We start from the raw sequence: 14,078 nt of genomic DNA, 5'->3' as shown, positions 1-14,078 counted from the left end.
GCCGGCGCCGGCGCCAACCGCTCGGGGGCTGGACACTGTCTTGGCGATCGAGAGCCGGCGTTTCGGTCCCTCGCTGGCGGGCCGGTCCGAGCCGTTGCCGCCCATCGATCGCGGCCCTCCGGACCTCGTCATAGATCTCACTGCCAGCGCAACGGGGCAAGACGCGCCAGTCCTGAGGCTCGAATTTTGCGGTCGCAACAGCTTTCCAGCCGGCGTTGCCGCAATGTTGGCGAGCGGACAATTGCCTGAACTTGGCGCTCGCCTCGATGGCGTTGTCGTGGCCCAGGCTAGACCGATGCTGGCAGACAGGCTCTGGCTATCTCGAAGCTGCAACGACCTGCTCGCCGGCGCCATGTCGCTGATCATGCAAACCGTCGCCCGCTTCTTTGCGGGCAAGCTTGTGCCGGTAAGCGACAACCCGGTGCCGATCCTGAAGAACGACAGTTTTGTTCGACACTATGTGCCCTTTTTCGGCAGGGCTTTGATCGATCGCGCCGTGCAAAAAATCAGGCGGGGACGACGCCCCTTCTATTGGCAGGTTGCCTATCGGGTGATCGACGGACCAGGCATCGCCGAAACCGGGCAACTCGACGGCAAACCGTTCACAGTCCTGCCGGACGATGGCCAACGCTTCTATGCCGACCCGTTCGTCTTCGAGGCCGACCGCCGCCATCATCTGTTTGTCGAGGAATTCCCCTACGCGACGAGTCGCGGCGTGATTTCCGTCGCCGAGCTCGGTGACGATGGCACTTTCGGTGTTCCAAGGGTTGTATTGGAGGAAGCGCACCACCTGTCTTATCCGCAGGTGTTCGCACACGATGGCGAGATTTTCATGATCCCCGAAAGTGGTTCGGCTCGCGAACTTGTGCTCTATCGCGCCGCGCAGTTTCCCGACCGCTGGGTCCGCGACACGGTGCTGATGGCGGACAGGGATTTCAACGACGCGACGCTGCTCGAATCCGACGGTCGCTTCTGGCTGGTTGGAACGGAGCGGTTCGGCTACGGCAGCGCGTCGGACACGATGGCGGTCTATTGCGCACCCTCGCTGCGCGGGCCATGGGTCGCCCATCCGCTCAATCCCATTGCCGTCGATCATTCGGCCACCCGGCCGGGCGGCGCCTTTATCCGCCACGACGATGCCCTGGTGCTGCCGGTGCAGAACGGATCGAGGGCCTATGGCGGTGGTCTGGGGCTGATGCGGCTTGAGCGACTCGACGCGTCCGATGTCCGTTTTGCCTCGCCCCGGCCGATCGGCGCGGGTCCGGCATGGGCACGCACGGGCATTCATACGCTTAACCGCGCCGGCAATGTCGAGGTCGTGGACAGCGCGGGCTGACTGAAGCGCTGAAAGCCGTGACCGTCCCGTTGCTTGGCCTGCTTATTTGTTCTCCGTGGCAATATGAGGAAGCGGTGTGTTTCTCGTCTTCCTTTTGCCGTTCAGGGTCTGAAGAATCGGCTTCTCGATCATCTCGTAAATCACCAGACTGACGAGGCAGGCTGCCACGATGCTGACCACCGACACCAACAATACCGTTGTCGGATGCTCGTATCCGACGGTGCGTCTGGCCAGGTACGCCACAGCGCCGATCACGAAGATATGCGACAGATAAAGCGCGTAGGAAGCGTCGCCCAACTGCTCGAGAAGGCTCCAGTGCTTGAGTTTCGGCTCCAGAATGAGGCTGAGATGAAGTAGGCCCGCCGCCCACATTGCTTGTCCCGCGAAGCTGATCTGACCCAAGAGCGGCGTACCGTCATCGACGAATGAAAGCACCCCGCCCGCAGCGGTCATTACGCCGAATATCCAAGCATGGCGTATGTCGGAAGTGAAATCACCGTCCAAATAGCGCCGCCCTATCCACATACCGATGACGAATGCCACCGGAGAAGGGTTGAGATAGAACTGGATAACAGGGTTGGTGGGAGCCAGCCACAGCCCGGCTATCCACATCGCAATGAAAAAGACCGTCAGCACAAATACGCGCGAGGTCACGGACAGGAATGCGAACACCGCAAAAGCGATATAGAAAAATACCTCGTAATTGAGCGTCCAGCCGAGTGAGAGGATTGGACTGGCGCTATCCCGTCCAGGCGCTTCGTGAACAATGAAGAGGAGCGACTGAAGATAGTGGGGCCACGTAAAGACGGTCTTCTGGAAGAGACTTGGCGCGAGCGCCGCCAGAACCGCGGCGAGGCTGGTGAAAAGCCAGTAAAGGGGGATGATCCGGATTGCTCGGCGTTTCAGGAAGGTGGCAGCGGAAAACGGACCATCTCCCGTAATATGGACCATTATGAAACCGCTGATGACAAAGAACAGAACGACGCCCAGGCGGCCCGCCGTCACAATAATCAGATTGTCCACGCCAATCTGATAGGAAAAGGCGTGTGCGAACAGAACCAGCAAGGCGGCGCAGGCGCGAAGATACTGAATCGAATAGAACTTCTTCACCTTGATCTCCTGCGCTTTGCCGGCGCCTGATGCCATTGTGCCGTCCACAGGCAGCGCGTCGGGCGCCGTGCAAAGCATCGCCATCAATACGACCGGCCAATTAAGTGTGGGTTACCGACTTCATGAAATAGCCCATGCCGGGCATCGCCACTGTTAAGATCGGGTTATCCATATTCCTTTACGTTCTTGCAGGAAAATGTACCCGGGGATGCGTTCGTCCCCTGCCATCTCAATCGCAAGCCGCAACGCTGGTCAGATAATCGTGAGTGTCACCCCCACAGAGCAACAGTTCGTGACCGCGCAGGCCAGCCGCCAAGACGCCCTCACACTCCTGTTCTTTCTCCTCGCGGCCTTCGCTTTCCTGCTCCGCTCGACCATCCCTCCGCAATTGATGAATATGGTGATGTCCTATTCGACGGAGGGGGGGTCGTTTCCCGAAAAGCTGCATATCGGGACCTATGCCATCTTTCTGCTGCTTGTCGTCATCGCCACGACCCGGCCAATTCGGCTCGAAGGCGATGAAGTCAGGCTGTTCAAGGCGACATTGTTATATTCGCTGCTGCTGTTGTGGCTGGTGCCTTATCTCTTCGTGATAGGCCGTGCCGGCTCGGCCGGCTTCATAATCGATTCCTATCTGGTCTCTTGTGCCGCGGCGATGATCATGCTTGCCCTGGGTGACCATGTGCGCAGGGCGCTTGGCAATGTCATCGTCGGCATGATCGTCCTCAGCGCCATCATCGGAACGATCGAGGCCGTCACCCAGCATCGATTCCTGCCCTATCCCCTCGTTGAGCTGGACTTTCGGCCGATCGGACTGTCGGCCCATCCGCTGGCGCTGGGCGCGCTTTGCACCACCGCCATAGGTTTCGTTGCATTGACGCGGTGGCGTATCTGGGTGTGCGCGCTTTGCATCTTCATTCTCTTCATCGGCACGGCCGCTTCGGGCGCGCGCACCGCCCTGCTGCTCGCTTGCGGCGAGATCCTGTTCCTGCTCGTGTTCCTGCCTTGGCCGGACTTGTCACCCAGACATCAACGCCAGGCCAAACTCCTGGTGCTGATGCTGACGCTGGCCGGTGGCGCCATACTGATTGCGATACTCTTTTCGGCGGGGCTGCTGAACCGCTTCAGCAACACGCTCTTTGATCAAAATTACGACGCGCGCGTCAAGATCTACGATGTATTCAAGTTCGTTGAATGGAGGGACATCCTGCTTGGCATGAATCCCAACGAGTTGTTGAAGATCGTCAACGAAAAGCTCAACCTCCCCTTCATCGAAAGCACGCCGGTCGTTCTTACGCTTTTGTTCGGCCTGCCGATCGCCCTGCTCTTCGCGTTTGCTTTCTTCCGGTTCCTTTTCAAGCTCCTGCGCAATACGCCTCGGGCCGCCCATATCGCAGCGGCCGCGTCCATTCTCGCGGCATTGTCAAACAATGCCCTTTCTTCGAAGGCGCCGGATATCATGCTGCTCGTCATCTTGTTGCTCGCTTATCGAAAGCCGGATGGGCGCCTCGGCACGCCCCTTCAAGGCCAACCAGCATCAACAGCGACATGACGCCAAGCCCGCTCCTTGCGGGTGCCCTCGCGACGACCTCTTGTATTTCCATTTGAAACGCCTGCACGCTTTGCCAGGCTACGACGGGCGTGGCAGAATACCGACCAAGGGTGGATAGATCGCTGTTCCGGAACGCGCCTGACACGCCTGGAAAATGAAATGTTAACGATGTTTCCGTAAAGCAGGCTGTGCGTATTGAATATTAAAGGGTTAGCATGATGTCCGCCGCTTCCGGTCCTCCTCCAGCCGCGGCCGCCGCCGGCATTAGCCCCTATGAACGGATCGAAAATGCGCGGCGCGCCAGCAGGCCAAAGCCGCAACAAACCGCGCCGATCATGGCACATGCGGCGGCACCCGCTGTAACGTCGGCCCCTGTAACGTCGGCCCCTGTGTCGCCTGCACCCGTGGCGCCGCCTGTAGCCGAGCCCGTCACGACGGTGACGCTCAACAAGATCGGAACCTTTCTCGAACTCGATTTCGGGCGTCTGTTTGTCTGGCTGCGCGCCGGCCTCGCTCTGGTATGCCTGCTGGCAATCGCCGGCGGGATCATCGGCGGTGCCTACGCTCTGCTGAGCAAGCAGCGCTACACCGTGACCACGGACATCCTCATCAATCCCGCCAATCTTCAGGTTGTTCCGAATGATCTTTACCCGCAATCGGCCCAGGTCGATGGACAGCTGCTCAGCGCGCGCAGCAAAGAGCGCATCTTGACCTCGGGCAGCGTGCTTTCACGTGTTGTAGACGATCTTGACCTGGCCAGTGACCCGGAGTTCTTCGACGCGGACCGAAGCCGCACAGGGACGGACGGCGCCAAACCCGACCCAAAGCTTACCGCCCTGAAGAACCTGGCGGAACGGGTTAGCAGCATCGCGGATGAAAAGTCGTTTGTCACGACCTTGATGGTATCGGCGGAAACCCCCGCTAAGGCGATCCTGATTTCGCAGGATATCGTCAAGACTTTCCAGGAAGAGCTGGCCAGCGCCGAGGCTTCCGGCGCCAGCCGTGCCGCGGCCGCGCTGGACGGGCGGCTGGGCCAGCTCAAGAGCGATGTGCAGGCGGCCGAAGAGAAGGTCGAGGCCTATAGGCGCAGCCACAATCTGGCCACCAGCAATGGGCAGCTTGTTTCCTCGCAAACCATGACCCAGCTCAACGGCCAGATCGTGGAGACGCAATCGCGCGTCATCGCCGCGCAGGCAAGTTACGACGCCCTGCTTGCCGCCGGCGCAAACGGCACCAATTCCGGTCCCGCCACGTCGGAGGCGCTTGTGGCGCTGCGCGCAACGGCCAACGGCCTGCGCCAGCAGATCGATTCGCAGTCGATGACCTTTGGCCCCCGTCATCCGTCGATCGTCAGGCTGAAGACGGAGTACAACACGGTCAGCGCGCAACTCAGCGCCGAATACGCGCGCACCCTGCGCCTGGCGAAGGTCAATCTCGATGCCGCCAAAACCTCGTCGGCCTCCCTCAATGCCAAGATGAATGACTTGAAGGGCAACGTGTTCTCGGATAGCGATTCCGAGGTCGCCTTGCGTGAACTTGAACGTGACGCCGCGTCGAAGACGGCTATCTATGAAAGCTTCCTGTCGCGGGCACGCCAGATAACCGAGCGCGAACAGATCGACAGCACCAATGTGCAGGTGATTTCCACCGCAGTGCCGCCAAAGGGCCGTTCATGGCCCCCGCGCACGGTCGTGATGATCGGCCTGGGGGCCATTGGCGGCATGATCCTTGGCATGTTGCTCGCCATTACCCTGGGTATCGTGCGCGACATGCGTCTTCCGCCGAACCGCCCGGACGTCATTGCCAGCCGCGCCTGAAATGGCGAAGCGGATTGTCTTTCACATTGCCAGCCTCAGGGGCGGCGGCGCCGAGCGTGTGTTCGTCCTGATAGCGAACGAGCTGGCATCGCGCGGCCACAACGTCACGCTTTTTACCTGGAACGCGCAGGGGCCCAATGCCGCCCTGCTTTCGCCTGCCGTGCATCTGGTCGATTTCGGCCTCCCCATTCGCGGCGAGGGTTATGGCAAGTGGGCGACATTGAAAGGCATCGTGCGAAGCGCGGGCCTGCTTGGCCGCCTTTCTCCCGACGCGATCTACAGCGCCCCGGAATTCGCCAATCTGGTCGTGGCGCTGGCGCTTTCCCTCGCGCGAAGCAGGGCGCGGTTCTTCCCGAGTTTCCACGCCGCCGCCTCACTGCCTTCCGGCAGCCTTGGCGCGAAAATGGCGGTCTGGCTTTCGGCCCTGGTTGCGGCCCGCGCCACCAGGGCCATCGCGGTTTCTGAGGGTGTCGGCGGCGATCTTGTGGCCCGAGGCTTCCCGAAATCCAAGGTCGTGGTCATCAACAACCCGCTGCCGCCGGCTGCGGCATCCCAGCAACGCTCCTACGCCTGGCAGGCAGAGCTCGCGGCGATGGGCGACGGCCCCATCATCATCACCGCCGGACGCCTGGTGCCCGTTAAGGATCATTGGACGTTGCTGCGGGCCTTCGCTGTGCTGCGCGCCGGCCGCCGGGCCCGGCTTGTCATCTTCGGCGAGGGTCCGCTGGCCGACGAGCTGCGCGCCTATGCCGAAGAATCCGGTATCGGCGCAGACGTTCTGTTTGCGGGCTATGTCAATGATCCGGCGGCCTGCTACGCCGTAGCTGACTTGTTCGTCCTATCATCGACCAGCGAGGGCTTCGGCAATGTTCTGGTCGAGGCCATGGCAGCGGGGATTCCGGTGGTCTCCACGGACGCGCCGCACGGCCCGCGCGAAATACTTGATGACGGCCGCTTCGGCGCCCTGGTGCCGGTCGGCGATGCCGCGGCCCTGGCAGTGGCGATGGCCGGAATGCTCGACCAGCCGACAACCGCCGCGATCCTGAAAAGCAGGGCGGCGGATTTCGAAATTGAAAAGATCGGAGACCGGTACGAGGCGTTGCTCTGAATTAGCGCATGGATCGGCTTGCGGCGGCACAGGAATTCGCCATTGATGGGACAGGACGCCGCCAACATAGGCCGGTTACTCCCAATCCAATCATGATCTTTAACATCAATTTACCCGGAGTTGGTAACAACAGGGAACCCGCGTTTTATCCTCAGGATAGGGATTTTCCTTGCCGCAGCATCACAGCCTTCCTGCCGGCCGTGCAAACGATCGCAATTGGCCGCGATTGCACCGCTTCATGCGGGTTGAGCTGGAACTCGCGCCTGACGTCCTGGTGCCGCGAGCCGAAACGGAACTGCTTGGCCGGACGGCCGCGGCCATTCTTGGCGAACAGGCGCACGAAACGATCCTGATCGACATGTGCTGCGGCAGCGGCAATCTTGCCGTGGGCATCGTCAGCGAATGTCCTCGGGCTCGGGCATGGGCGGCGGACCTGACCGACAGCACGGTTTCGCTTGCCCGCCGCAATGTTGTGCGCCTCGCCCTGCAGGACAGGATCAAGGTCCGGCAAGGCGACCTATTTGCCGCGATCGAGGGTGACGGCCTCCACGGCGCTGCCGACATGGTTTTGTGCAACCCGCCCTATATTTCCTCATCCCGTCTCGATAGCGAAAGCGCGCATCTGTTGGAGAACGAACCTCGGGAAGCTTTCGACGGCGGCCCTTACGGTATTTCGATCCTCCAAAGGCTGGTCCGGGATGCCGCAGCTTTCCTCAAGCCAGGCGGATGGCTGCTATTTGAGTTCGGCGAAGGTCAAGATCGGCAGATAGCAACCCTTTTATCGAGAACGAAATCCTACGAAACCCCAACCTTTGCCGTGACGGCCGACGGCCAGCCCCGTGTCGCCATGGCGCGCAAACATGGTGGCCGGGTTCCCGGAACCGGGAGCCCGGCGTGAGCGTCGTCCGCGCCCTCGATCAGGCCGACCTTGCGGCCGTCGCGGGCATGTTTCAACGCATGCTGCGCAAGAAGCGGGGGCCAGCGCCGGCCTCCCTCGTCGATTACATGAGGCGGTTTTATCTGGAGGCACCCGACTGGGGCAGCGGGCTCCGTTCGCTTGTCCATGTCAATGACGCCGGCCAGGTTTCCGGGTTCGTCGGCGTTCATGCGCTGCCAATGAAATTCAACGGCCGGCAGCTCTACGCTGCCATCTGCAGCTCGCTGATGGTCGAGGATCACGAGACCGATCCGATGGCCGGTGCCCGCCTGTTGAAGGCCTTCCTCGATGGTCCGCAGGACATCTCCTTCAGCGAAACCGCCAATGATACGTCCGTGAAACTGTGGACGCGGCTTCGCGGCGTTGTGCTGCCGCAATACAGCCTTGACTGGGTTCGCGTGATGCGGCCGGCGACCTTCATGCTCAGCCTTTTTGCCAGTCACATGAAGCTTGCCTGGATGTTAAACCCGCTCGCCCGGATGGTCGACCGGCTCTACCTTCGCAAAATGGAGGGCGGTCAACGACGCTGGACCGGCGTCGTCGCCAACGCATCGAGCCGGGGGGCATTTCGGACCTCCGAGATCGACAGCGGCAGCTTTGCGGGGCTGCTGGAGCCGCTTTGCGCCCAGTTTCCGCTACGTCCGCAGTGGGCGGAAGGTCAGCTCAACCATATTCTGGGCGATGCGGCGCAAAAGCCGGATTTCGGAGAGCTTGTCTGCGTGTCGGTGGCATCGCCGAACGGCGCCAATGTCGGCGCTTTCGCCTACTACGCTCGACCGGACGGGATCGGCCGCGTGCTGCAGGTCCTCGCTCTTCCCGGCCAGGCCGGGCCGGTGATCGATTGCCTGGTCGAGCATGCCGCCCGGCGCGGTGTCTCCGGCTTGCGCGGCCGCGTCCAGCCCGCACTTCTGGAGGCCATGCTTGTAAGACGCATAGCCTTCATACCGGTCGCCTCGACCGTCGTGCATTCACGCGATCCCGAGCTTCTGGATGCCATGAAGAACGCGCAGGTCTTTCTGAACGGGCTTGCGGGCGAGCAGTGGAGCCAGTTGATCGGCGGCCGCTTCACCTGAAGCGTTCCGCCTACAGCAATTCCAGGAAAGGGTGCGCGGCTTTCCGTCCGGAATTGCGTAAAGACAAGAGCTTAGTATTTCTTTCATGCATGTCGTATCGCAAGACCGGATCACTTTTGCTCGATATGCATAGGTCAGGAGCCGACTTCGTCCACGCCGTCAACGAGCTGCGGGCGCAGGTGCAGATAGCGCGTTGCCTTTCGCTTGGCGGCGATGTCGGCCCAGACGCGTTCGATCTGTGAGGCGGCCAATCCCGCCGCTTGCCCTACCACCTCGGCGGACACGCCGTTGTTGAGGCCGTAGAGACACAGATCCATCCGATCGTAAGGCAGGGAGAAGTAGAATTCTTCCTGCGTCTGCGCCAGCGAGTAGGTGTCGGTGGTCGGCGGCCGGTTGCGGACCTCTTCCGGAATGCCGAGATAGGCGGCTAGCGCATAGACCTGCGTCTTGTAGAGATGCGCGATCGGCTTAACGTCGGCGGCGCCGTCGCCGTTCTTGACGAAGAACCCCTGGTCGTATTCCAGCCGGTTCGGTGTGCCGAGCACGGCGAAGTTCAGCCGGTCGGCATGATAATATTCGAGCTGCTTGCGGGTGCGCTGCTTCATGTTGGTGGCGGCAACGATGCCGAGATAGACCGCCACCGGCATCCGCAGTTTCGTCTGCTTGCCTTGCGGGTCCTGCACCACCAGCGACGAGATGTTGTAGCCCTCGCCTTCGAGCACGTTCGCGATCACGATCTTTGAGGCCCAGCCCTTGCCATAGTCCGGGACCATTTCGCGGATGAAGGCGTCGCGGCGTTCATAGCAGCCCATTGCCCGCAGGGTCGGCCCGATATCCTCCACAACGGCCTCGACGCCGAAAGTGTCGGCGACCAGATGGCCGAGCCGCAGGCTTTCGGGGTCGGAATCGCTTTCCGGCATGAGCACGCACAGCACATTCTGGTGGCCGACGGCCCGCGCGGCCAATGCAGCCGAAACGCTGGAATCTATACCGCCCGAAAGACCGAGCACGAGGCCGCGCTTGCGAATGCCGCGCAACTGCTCGCGCAGGGCCGCCACGATCCTGTCCGTTTCGGCGGCGGGATCGATGACCAGGGCTTGCGTGAAGGCCGGCGCATCCTGGGTTGAGCCGATGTTCATTGCTCGGCCTCCATCATCTCAGCCGCGAGCCGGCGGCTGACCTTGCCCGACTCCGTCTTCGGTAATTCGCTGCGGAACTCTATGATTTTGGGGACCATGAAATCCTCCAGGTGGCGCGCGCAGTGACGAATGATGTCCTTTCCGCCAAGCGCCGGATCGGACCGCACGACGAGCGCGCCAATCGCATGCCCCAGCACCGGATCCGGCACGCCGACGACCACCGCTTCCGCGATACCTGGATGGGCGTGGAGCACTGCCTCCACTTCCTTGGGGGCGACCTTCTCGCCACGCGTCTTGATGATATCGTCCTTACGCCCGACAAAATAGAGAAAGCCGTCCTCGTCGGTCTGGAACAGGTCGCCCGTATAGAGCACCTTTTCCCAAGGGTTAGGCCCCGGCCGGAGCGCTCGTTCCGTCGCGGCCTGGTTGCGCCAATAGCCCTGCATGACGTGCGGACCGCGGATAACGAGCTCACCTGCCACGCCCGCCGGCACGCGTTGTCCAAGGTTGTCGACGACAAAGGCTTCCGTGTTGGGGATGGCTATGCCGACCGACCCTGGCCGGCGGTCAAGTTCCTCGGGTGGCAAATAGGTGCAGCGCTTGCATTCGGTCAGCCCATACATCGAATAGATCCGGACGCCGGGCAGCAGCGAGCGCAGGCGTTCTATGTGGGCTGGCGGCAAGGCGGCCGCGGTGTTGGAAATATAGCGGAGGCTGGGCAGGAAACCCGGCGCCAGATCACGCATCTGCAGGATCATCGCCGCCATGGTAGGCACCAGCGGAAGGCCGGTGACGCCCTCTTTGCGGATGCGTTCGAAGATCTCGTGCGGGAAGGCGAAGGACTTCTCGAGCACCAGCGTGGCCCCGAGCCTGACTGCCATCAGCAACTGGTAGAGGCCATAGTCGAAGGCAAGCGGGAGGACGTTCAGGATGATGTCGTCCGGCGCGTTGCGCAGATAGGTGGCGATCGACCCCGCGGCAGCGTCGCAATTGCGATGCGTCATCATCACACCCTTGGGCCGGCCGGTCGAACCTGACGTGTAGATCAGCATCGCAAGGTCGACGTCGATGCCGCGATGGTTCACCTCCGCGCCATCGAACGTCAGGCAGTCAGTCAGGGACGCGGCCCCTGCCGGGCATTGCCCATCGGCCCCAGGGGTGGAAGCCACGAAGATGCCGGTCTTGCCTTGCGATGCGCAGGCTTCGGTGACCACGGGCACCAGCTTCGCCTGCGTCAGGACCGCCCTGGCGTCGCAATCGGCGATGACGTAACCGAGCTTGTCGGCCTTTGTGGAGGGGTTGATCGGACTGAAGGTCGCACCTGCCTTGAGTGCGGCAAAGATCGATACGGCGGCCTCCCAGCAATTGTCCATGAAGATCAGGACGCGGTCGTCGCGCCTGATCCCATTCATGAAGAGAGCGGTGGCCAGCCGGCTCGAAAGGTCGTCGAGTTCTTCGTAGCTCAGCCTTTTGCCCCTGGTGACCAATGCCGTCTTGGCCGGGTGGGCAGCAGCCTTCGCCACCAGAAAATGCTCGATCCGCACGGGACGTTCCTCGCCGTTGGCGCTTACGCTGCCAGCGTTTGTGCTCTCGCCTCGATGAAGGACGAGATGCGGTCAAGCGAGTCCAGGTTGGTCGGAACGATGTCGGCATCCACCATCGCGATGCCGAAATTGTCCTCGATGAAGGCCACCAGCTCAAGCACCGCAGTCGAGTCGATAATGTCGTTCTCGATCAGCGAGGCTGAATCCGACAGTTTGTAGGAGGTGTCGCCGAACAGGAAGTTGTCGACGATAAAGCTTCTGACCCTGTCCTTGATTGCCGTCATCGTGTCTTTCCTTTTCCTCGCCGTCTCAGGCCGCTCTTGCCGCGCCGACCGCTTGGCCGGCGAAATTCTTCTGCCACAGCTGCGTCGACAGAATGCCGACGAAGGCGGCGTTGTCGCGAAATCCGGTCGCGGTCTCCATGCGGCATTTCTCGTGGAGCTTGGCCACCGCCTTGGCGTTGAACAGGCCGCCGGCGGTAATGCTCGCCTCGCCCAGGCAGTCACGAACATAGTCTAGTTCCTCCGCCCCGACGAAGGAGCGGGCCTCCGGGGCGCGGTAAGGTTGCTTGGTGCGTTTACCGATCGCCGCCGGAAGGTGGTGCCTGGCCACCTTGCGCAATATGTGCTTCTCCATCAAGCCTTTCAGTTTCATCTCCGGCGGAAGTCTTGCCGCGAACTCTACCACGCGATGATCCAGGAAAGGAAACCGCCCTTCGATGCCGTGCGCCATGGCCATCCGATCGCCTTGGCTGGAGAGGATGTAGCCGGGCAGGAGGAAGCGGGTTTCGAGATATTGCGCCTGATGCAGCGGATGCCATAGGGAAAACGCCTCGGGTAGGCGGCTGGTCAGCTCTTCAGCTGCGTCATAACCCTTCAACGTCGCGCGCAGGTCGCCGGAAAAGAAGATTTTCGCCGCCGCCGTGGTCTTGAAGCGTGGCCGATGCGAGAACAGCGGATCGTCGAGGGCAGCGTTGCTGGTGCCGAAGAAGGCAGCCAGATACTCCACCGATTGCTGTTGCAGGCCCGGCAGATACGGGTAAAGCCGGCGGAACAGCTGCGGCCTCATGCGCGATGTGGGCTGCCGCCCGCAGAACCGGCGGACACGCGCCTCCTTGAAGACGTCGTAACCGGCGAAGACCTCGTCGGCGCCTTCACCCGTCAGCACCACCTTCAGGCCGGCCTGGCGAACCAGGGCGGACAATTTGTAGAGTGGCGCTGGCGCCGTGCGGATAATCGGCCGCTCGGCAAAGCGGATGACCTCAGGAAAGACGCTGGCGATATCGCGGGCGCCGCATTCTATGGCGTGGTGGCGCGTGCCGAGCGCCGAGGCCATTTCGGTCTGAAAGGCGCTTTCGTCATGCTCGGCGCTGTCGAAGGTTACGGAAAATGTCTCCAGTCTCCGAGGAGTCATGCCGGCGGCAAGCGCCGAAACGAGCGACGAATCGAGCCCTCCGGAAAGATAGGAACCGACCGGCACGTCGGCCCGCATGCGAAGCCTCACCGCATCGGTCAGAAGGGCTTGCAACTCCTCTGCCGCGTGGTCCTCGTTCGTGATCTTCGACGGCTCATCACGATGCGGATAGTCCAGGTGCCAGTATCGTCTGACCGTGACCTGCCCCTGCGTCGCGATCATCACACTTGCCGGTTCCAACTCGTGGATATTGCGGAACGCCGTGCGCGGAGCGATCGGCGCCCACAGCGTAAAGATCTGATCCAGCGCAATCGGATCAATTTCAGCGGAGACGCCCGGGACCTTCAACAGGGCTTTGATCTCCGAGGCAAAGTAAAGCACCCCGTCATTACTTGTGTAGAAGAGCGGCCGGACACCCATCCGGTCTCGTGCAAGCACCATTCGTCGCTGCCGATTGTCCCATATCGCCAAGGCGAAATCACCGTTCAGGAGAGACAAGCAGTCTTCGCCCATCTCCTCATAGAGCTGAAGGATGACCTCTGTGTCGCTCGACGTCCGAAAGTGTCGGCCCTTGGCGATCAGCCCTTCGCGCAGTTCTATGTAGTTGAAAATCTCACCGTTGAACGCAATCGTCAAATTGCCGGCCTCGTCGGACATCGGTTGCTGGCCATCGCCGATGCCGATCACCGACAGCCGCGCATGCCCGAGCCCGGCATCGGGTGCTACGAATTTCCCTTGCTCATCCGGCCCACGATGGGCAATTGCGGCTACCATGTGCGTGAGCAAAGCTTCCGCATCCCGGATTGACCCGAAATAACCCCCGAATCCACACATCCCTTGAACTCATATTGAACGCTAAGGAACGGAACATAACCTCGATAGTGGCATCTGAGGTTAATCCGATATTTTCACCGAGCATGTGGTTAACAAGAAGTTTGCCACGATGTGGTCTTCGTGGCTAGGACGCGATGGCTCTCCTTCACCTCGCGGTTGCGGCCGTAATAGCCGGAACGATAGCCCAGGCTCGCTCTAGGCCTTTTTTCCGGGTT

Annotated in this window: 11 protein-coding genes; 6 read left to right on the top strand and 5 right to left on the bottom strand. The window is 61.4% G+C overall.

Translation table 11 applies throughout. From position 1 onward, the window contains the following. The first annotated feature begins 295 nt into the window (after positions 1 to 295). Positions 296 to 1,336, top strand: a complete 1,041-nt coding sequence (locus tag ACYG9Y_RS02405) for a glucosamine inositolphosphorylceramide transferase family protein (protein WP_023686303.1) — start codon at positions 296 to 298, stop codon at positions 1,334 to 1,336. Between the two features lie 42 nt (positions 1,337 to 1,378). On the opposite strand, the gene ACYG9Y_RS02400 is transcribed toward ACYG9Y_RS02405, so the two are convergent. Beyond that, positions 1,379 to 2,482, bottom strand: a complete 1,104-nt coding sequence (locus ACYG9Y_RS02400; RefSeq protein ID WP_196814872.1) for an acyltransferase family protein — start codon at positions 2,480 to 2,482, stop codon at positions 1,379 to 1,381. 256 nt (positions 2,483 to 2,738) lie between these two features. Between ACYG9Y_RS02400 and ACYG9Y_RS02395 the strand changes: the two genes are divergently transcribed. From ACYG9Y_RS02395 to ACYG9Y_RS02375, 5 genes are all read left to right on the top strand, one after another. Beyond that, entirely contained in the window at positions 2,739 to 3,998 is a 1,260-nt protein-coding gene (locus ACYG9Y_RS02395) for a VpsF family polysaccharide biosynthesis protein (RefSeq protein WP_023737703.1), read from the top strand. A 218-nt stretch (positions 3,999 to 4,216) separates the two neighbouring features. Next, on the top strand, positions 4,217 to 5,815 hold the full coding sequence (locus tag ACYG9Y_RS02390) for a GumC family protein (RefSeq protein ID WP_031243977.1): 1,599 nt from the start codon (positions 4,217 to 4,219) through the stop codon (positions 5,813 to 5,815). Position 5,816: 1 nt separating this feature from the next. After that, entirely contained in the window at positions 5,817 to 6,923 is a 1,107-nt protein-coding gene (locus ACYG9Y_RS02385) for a glycosyltransferase (protein ID WP_023671792.1), read from the top strand. Positions 6,924 to 7,092: 169 nt separating this feature from the next. Beyond that, a complete protein-coding gene (locus ACYG9Y_RS02380) occupies positions 7,093 to 7,821 on the top strand; it encodes a N5-glutamine methyltransferase family protein (RefSeq protein WP_023696869.1) in 729 nt (242 codons plus the stop codon). Continuing rightward, entirely contained in the window at positions 7,818 to 8,933 is a 1,116-nt protein-coding gene (locus ACYG9Y_RS02375) for a hypothetical protein (protein ID WP_023737702.1), read from the top strand. Before ACYG9Y_RS02380 ends, ACYG9Y_RS02375 begins: the two co-directional genes overlap by 4 nt. A 134-nt stretch (positions 8,934 to 9,067) precedes the next feature. On the opposite strand, the gene nadE is transcribed toward ACYG9Y_RS02375, so the two are convergent. From nadE to asnB, 4 genes are read right to left on the bottom strand one after another with little or no spacing between them, the layout of a single operon-like run. Continuing rightward, positions 9,068 to 10,072 carry an NAD(+) synthase gene (nadE, locus tag ACYG9Y_RS02370; protein ID WP_023737701.1) on the bottom strand — a complete coding sequence of 335 codons (1,005 nt, stop codon included), beginning with the start codon at positions 10,070 to 10,072 and terminating at the stop codon, positions 9,068 to 9,070. Beyond that, on the bottom strand, positions 10,069 to 11,616 hold the full coding sequence (locus ACYG9Y_RS02365; protein WP_023737700.1) for a class I adenylate-forming enzyme family protein: 1,548 nt from the start codon (positions 11,614 to 11,616) through the stop codon (positions 10,069 to 10,071). Before ACYG9Y_RS02365 ends, nadE begins: the two co-directional genes overlap by 4 nt. Positions 11,617 to 11,639: 23 nt before the next feature. After that, complete coding sequence (locus tag ACYG9Y_RS02360) at positions 11,640 to 11,900, bottom strand: acyl carrier protein (RefSeq protein ID WP_023686311.1); 261 nt, start codon at positions 11,898 to 11,900, stop codon at positions 11,640 to 11,642. Positions 11,901 to 11,925: 25 nt separating this feature from the next. Next, positions 11,926 to 13,863 (bottom strand): asparagine synthase (glutamine-hydrolyzing), encoded by a 1,938-nt coding sequence (asnB, locus tag ACYG9Y_RS02355; RefSeq protein WP_023737699.1) that lies wholly within the window; start codon positions 13,861 to 13,863, stop codon positions 11,926 to 11,928. Positions 13,864 to 14,078 lie beyond the last annotated feature (215 nt).

It is taken from the genome of Mesorhizobium sp. W050, assembly GCF_054719535.1.
The sequence above is the reverse complement of the archived record's forward strand: the minus strand, read 5'-3'. Positions and strand labels throughout refer to the sequence as shown.

Coding starts and splice junctions, on each gene's coding strand:
- ACYG9Y_RS02405 (WP_023686303.1), top strand. CDS start 296: ATGCTGGCAGACAGGCTCTGGCTATCTCGAAGCTGCAACGACCTGCTC.
- ACYG9Y_RS02400 (WP_196814872.1), bottom strand. CDS start 2,482: ATGGCATCAGGCGCCGGCAAAGCGCAGGAGATCAAGGTGAAGAAGTTC.
- ACYG9Y_RS02390 (WP_031243977.1), top strand. CDS start 4,217: ATGTCCGCCGCTTCCGGTCCTCCTCCAGCCGCGGCCGCCGCCGGCATT.
- ACYG9Y_RS02385 (WP_023671792.1), top strand. CDS start 5,817: ATGGCGAAGCGGATTGTCTTTCACATTGCCAGCCTCAGGGGCGGCGGC.
- nadE (WP_023737701.1), bottom strand. CDS start 10,072: ATGAACATCGGCTCAACCCAGGATGCGCCGGCCTTCACGCAAGCCCTG.
- ACYG9Y_RS02360 (WP_023686311.1), bottom strand. CDS start 11,900: ATGACGGCAATCAAGGACAGGGTCAGAAGCTTTATCGTCGACAACTTC.
- asnB (WP_023737699.1), bottom strand. CDS start 13,863: ATGTGTGGATTCGGGGGTTATTTCGGGTCAATCCGGGATGCGGAAGCT.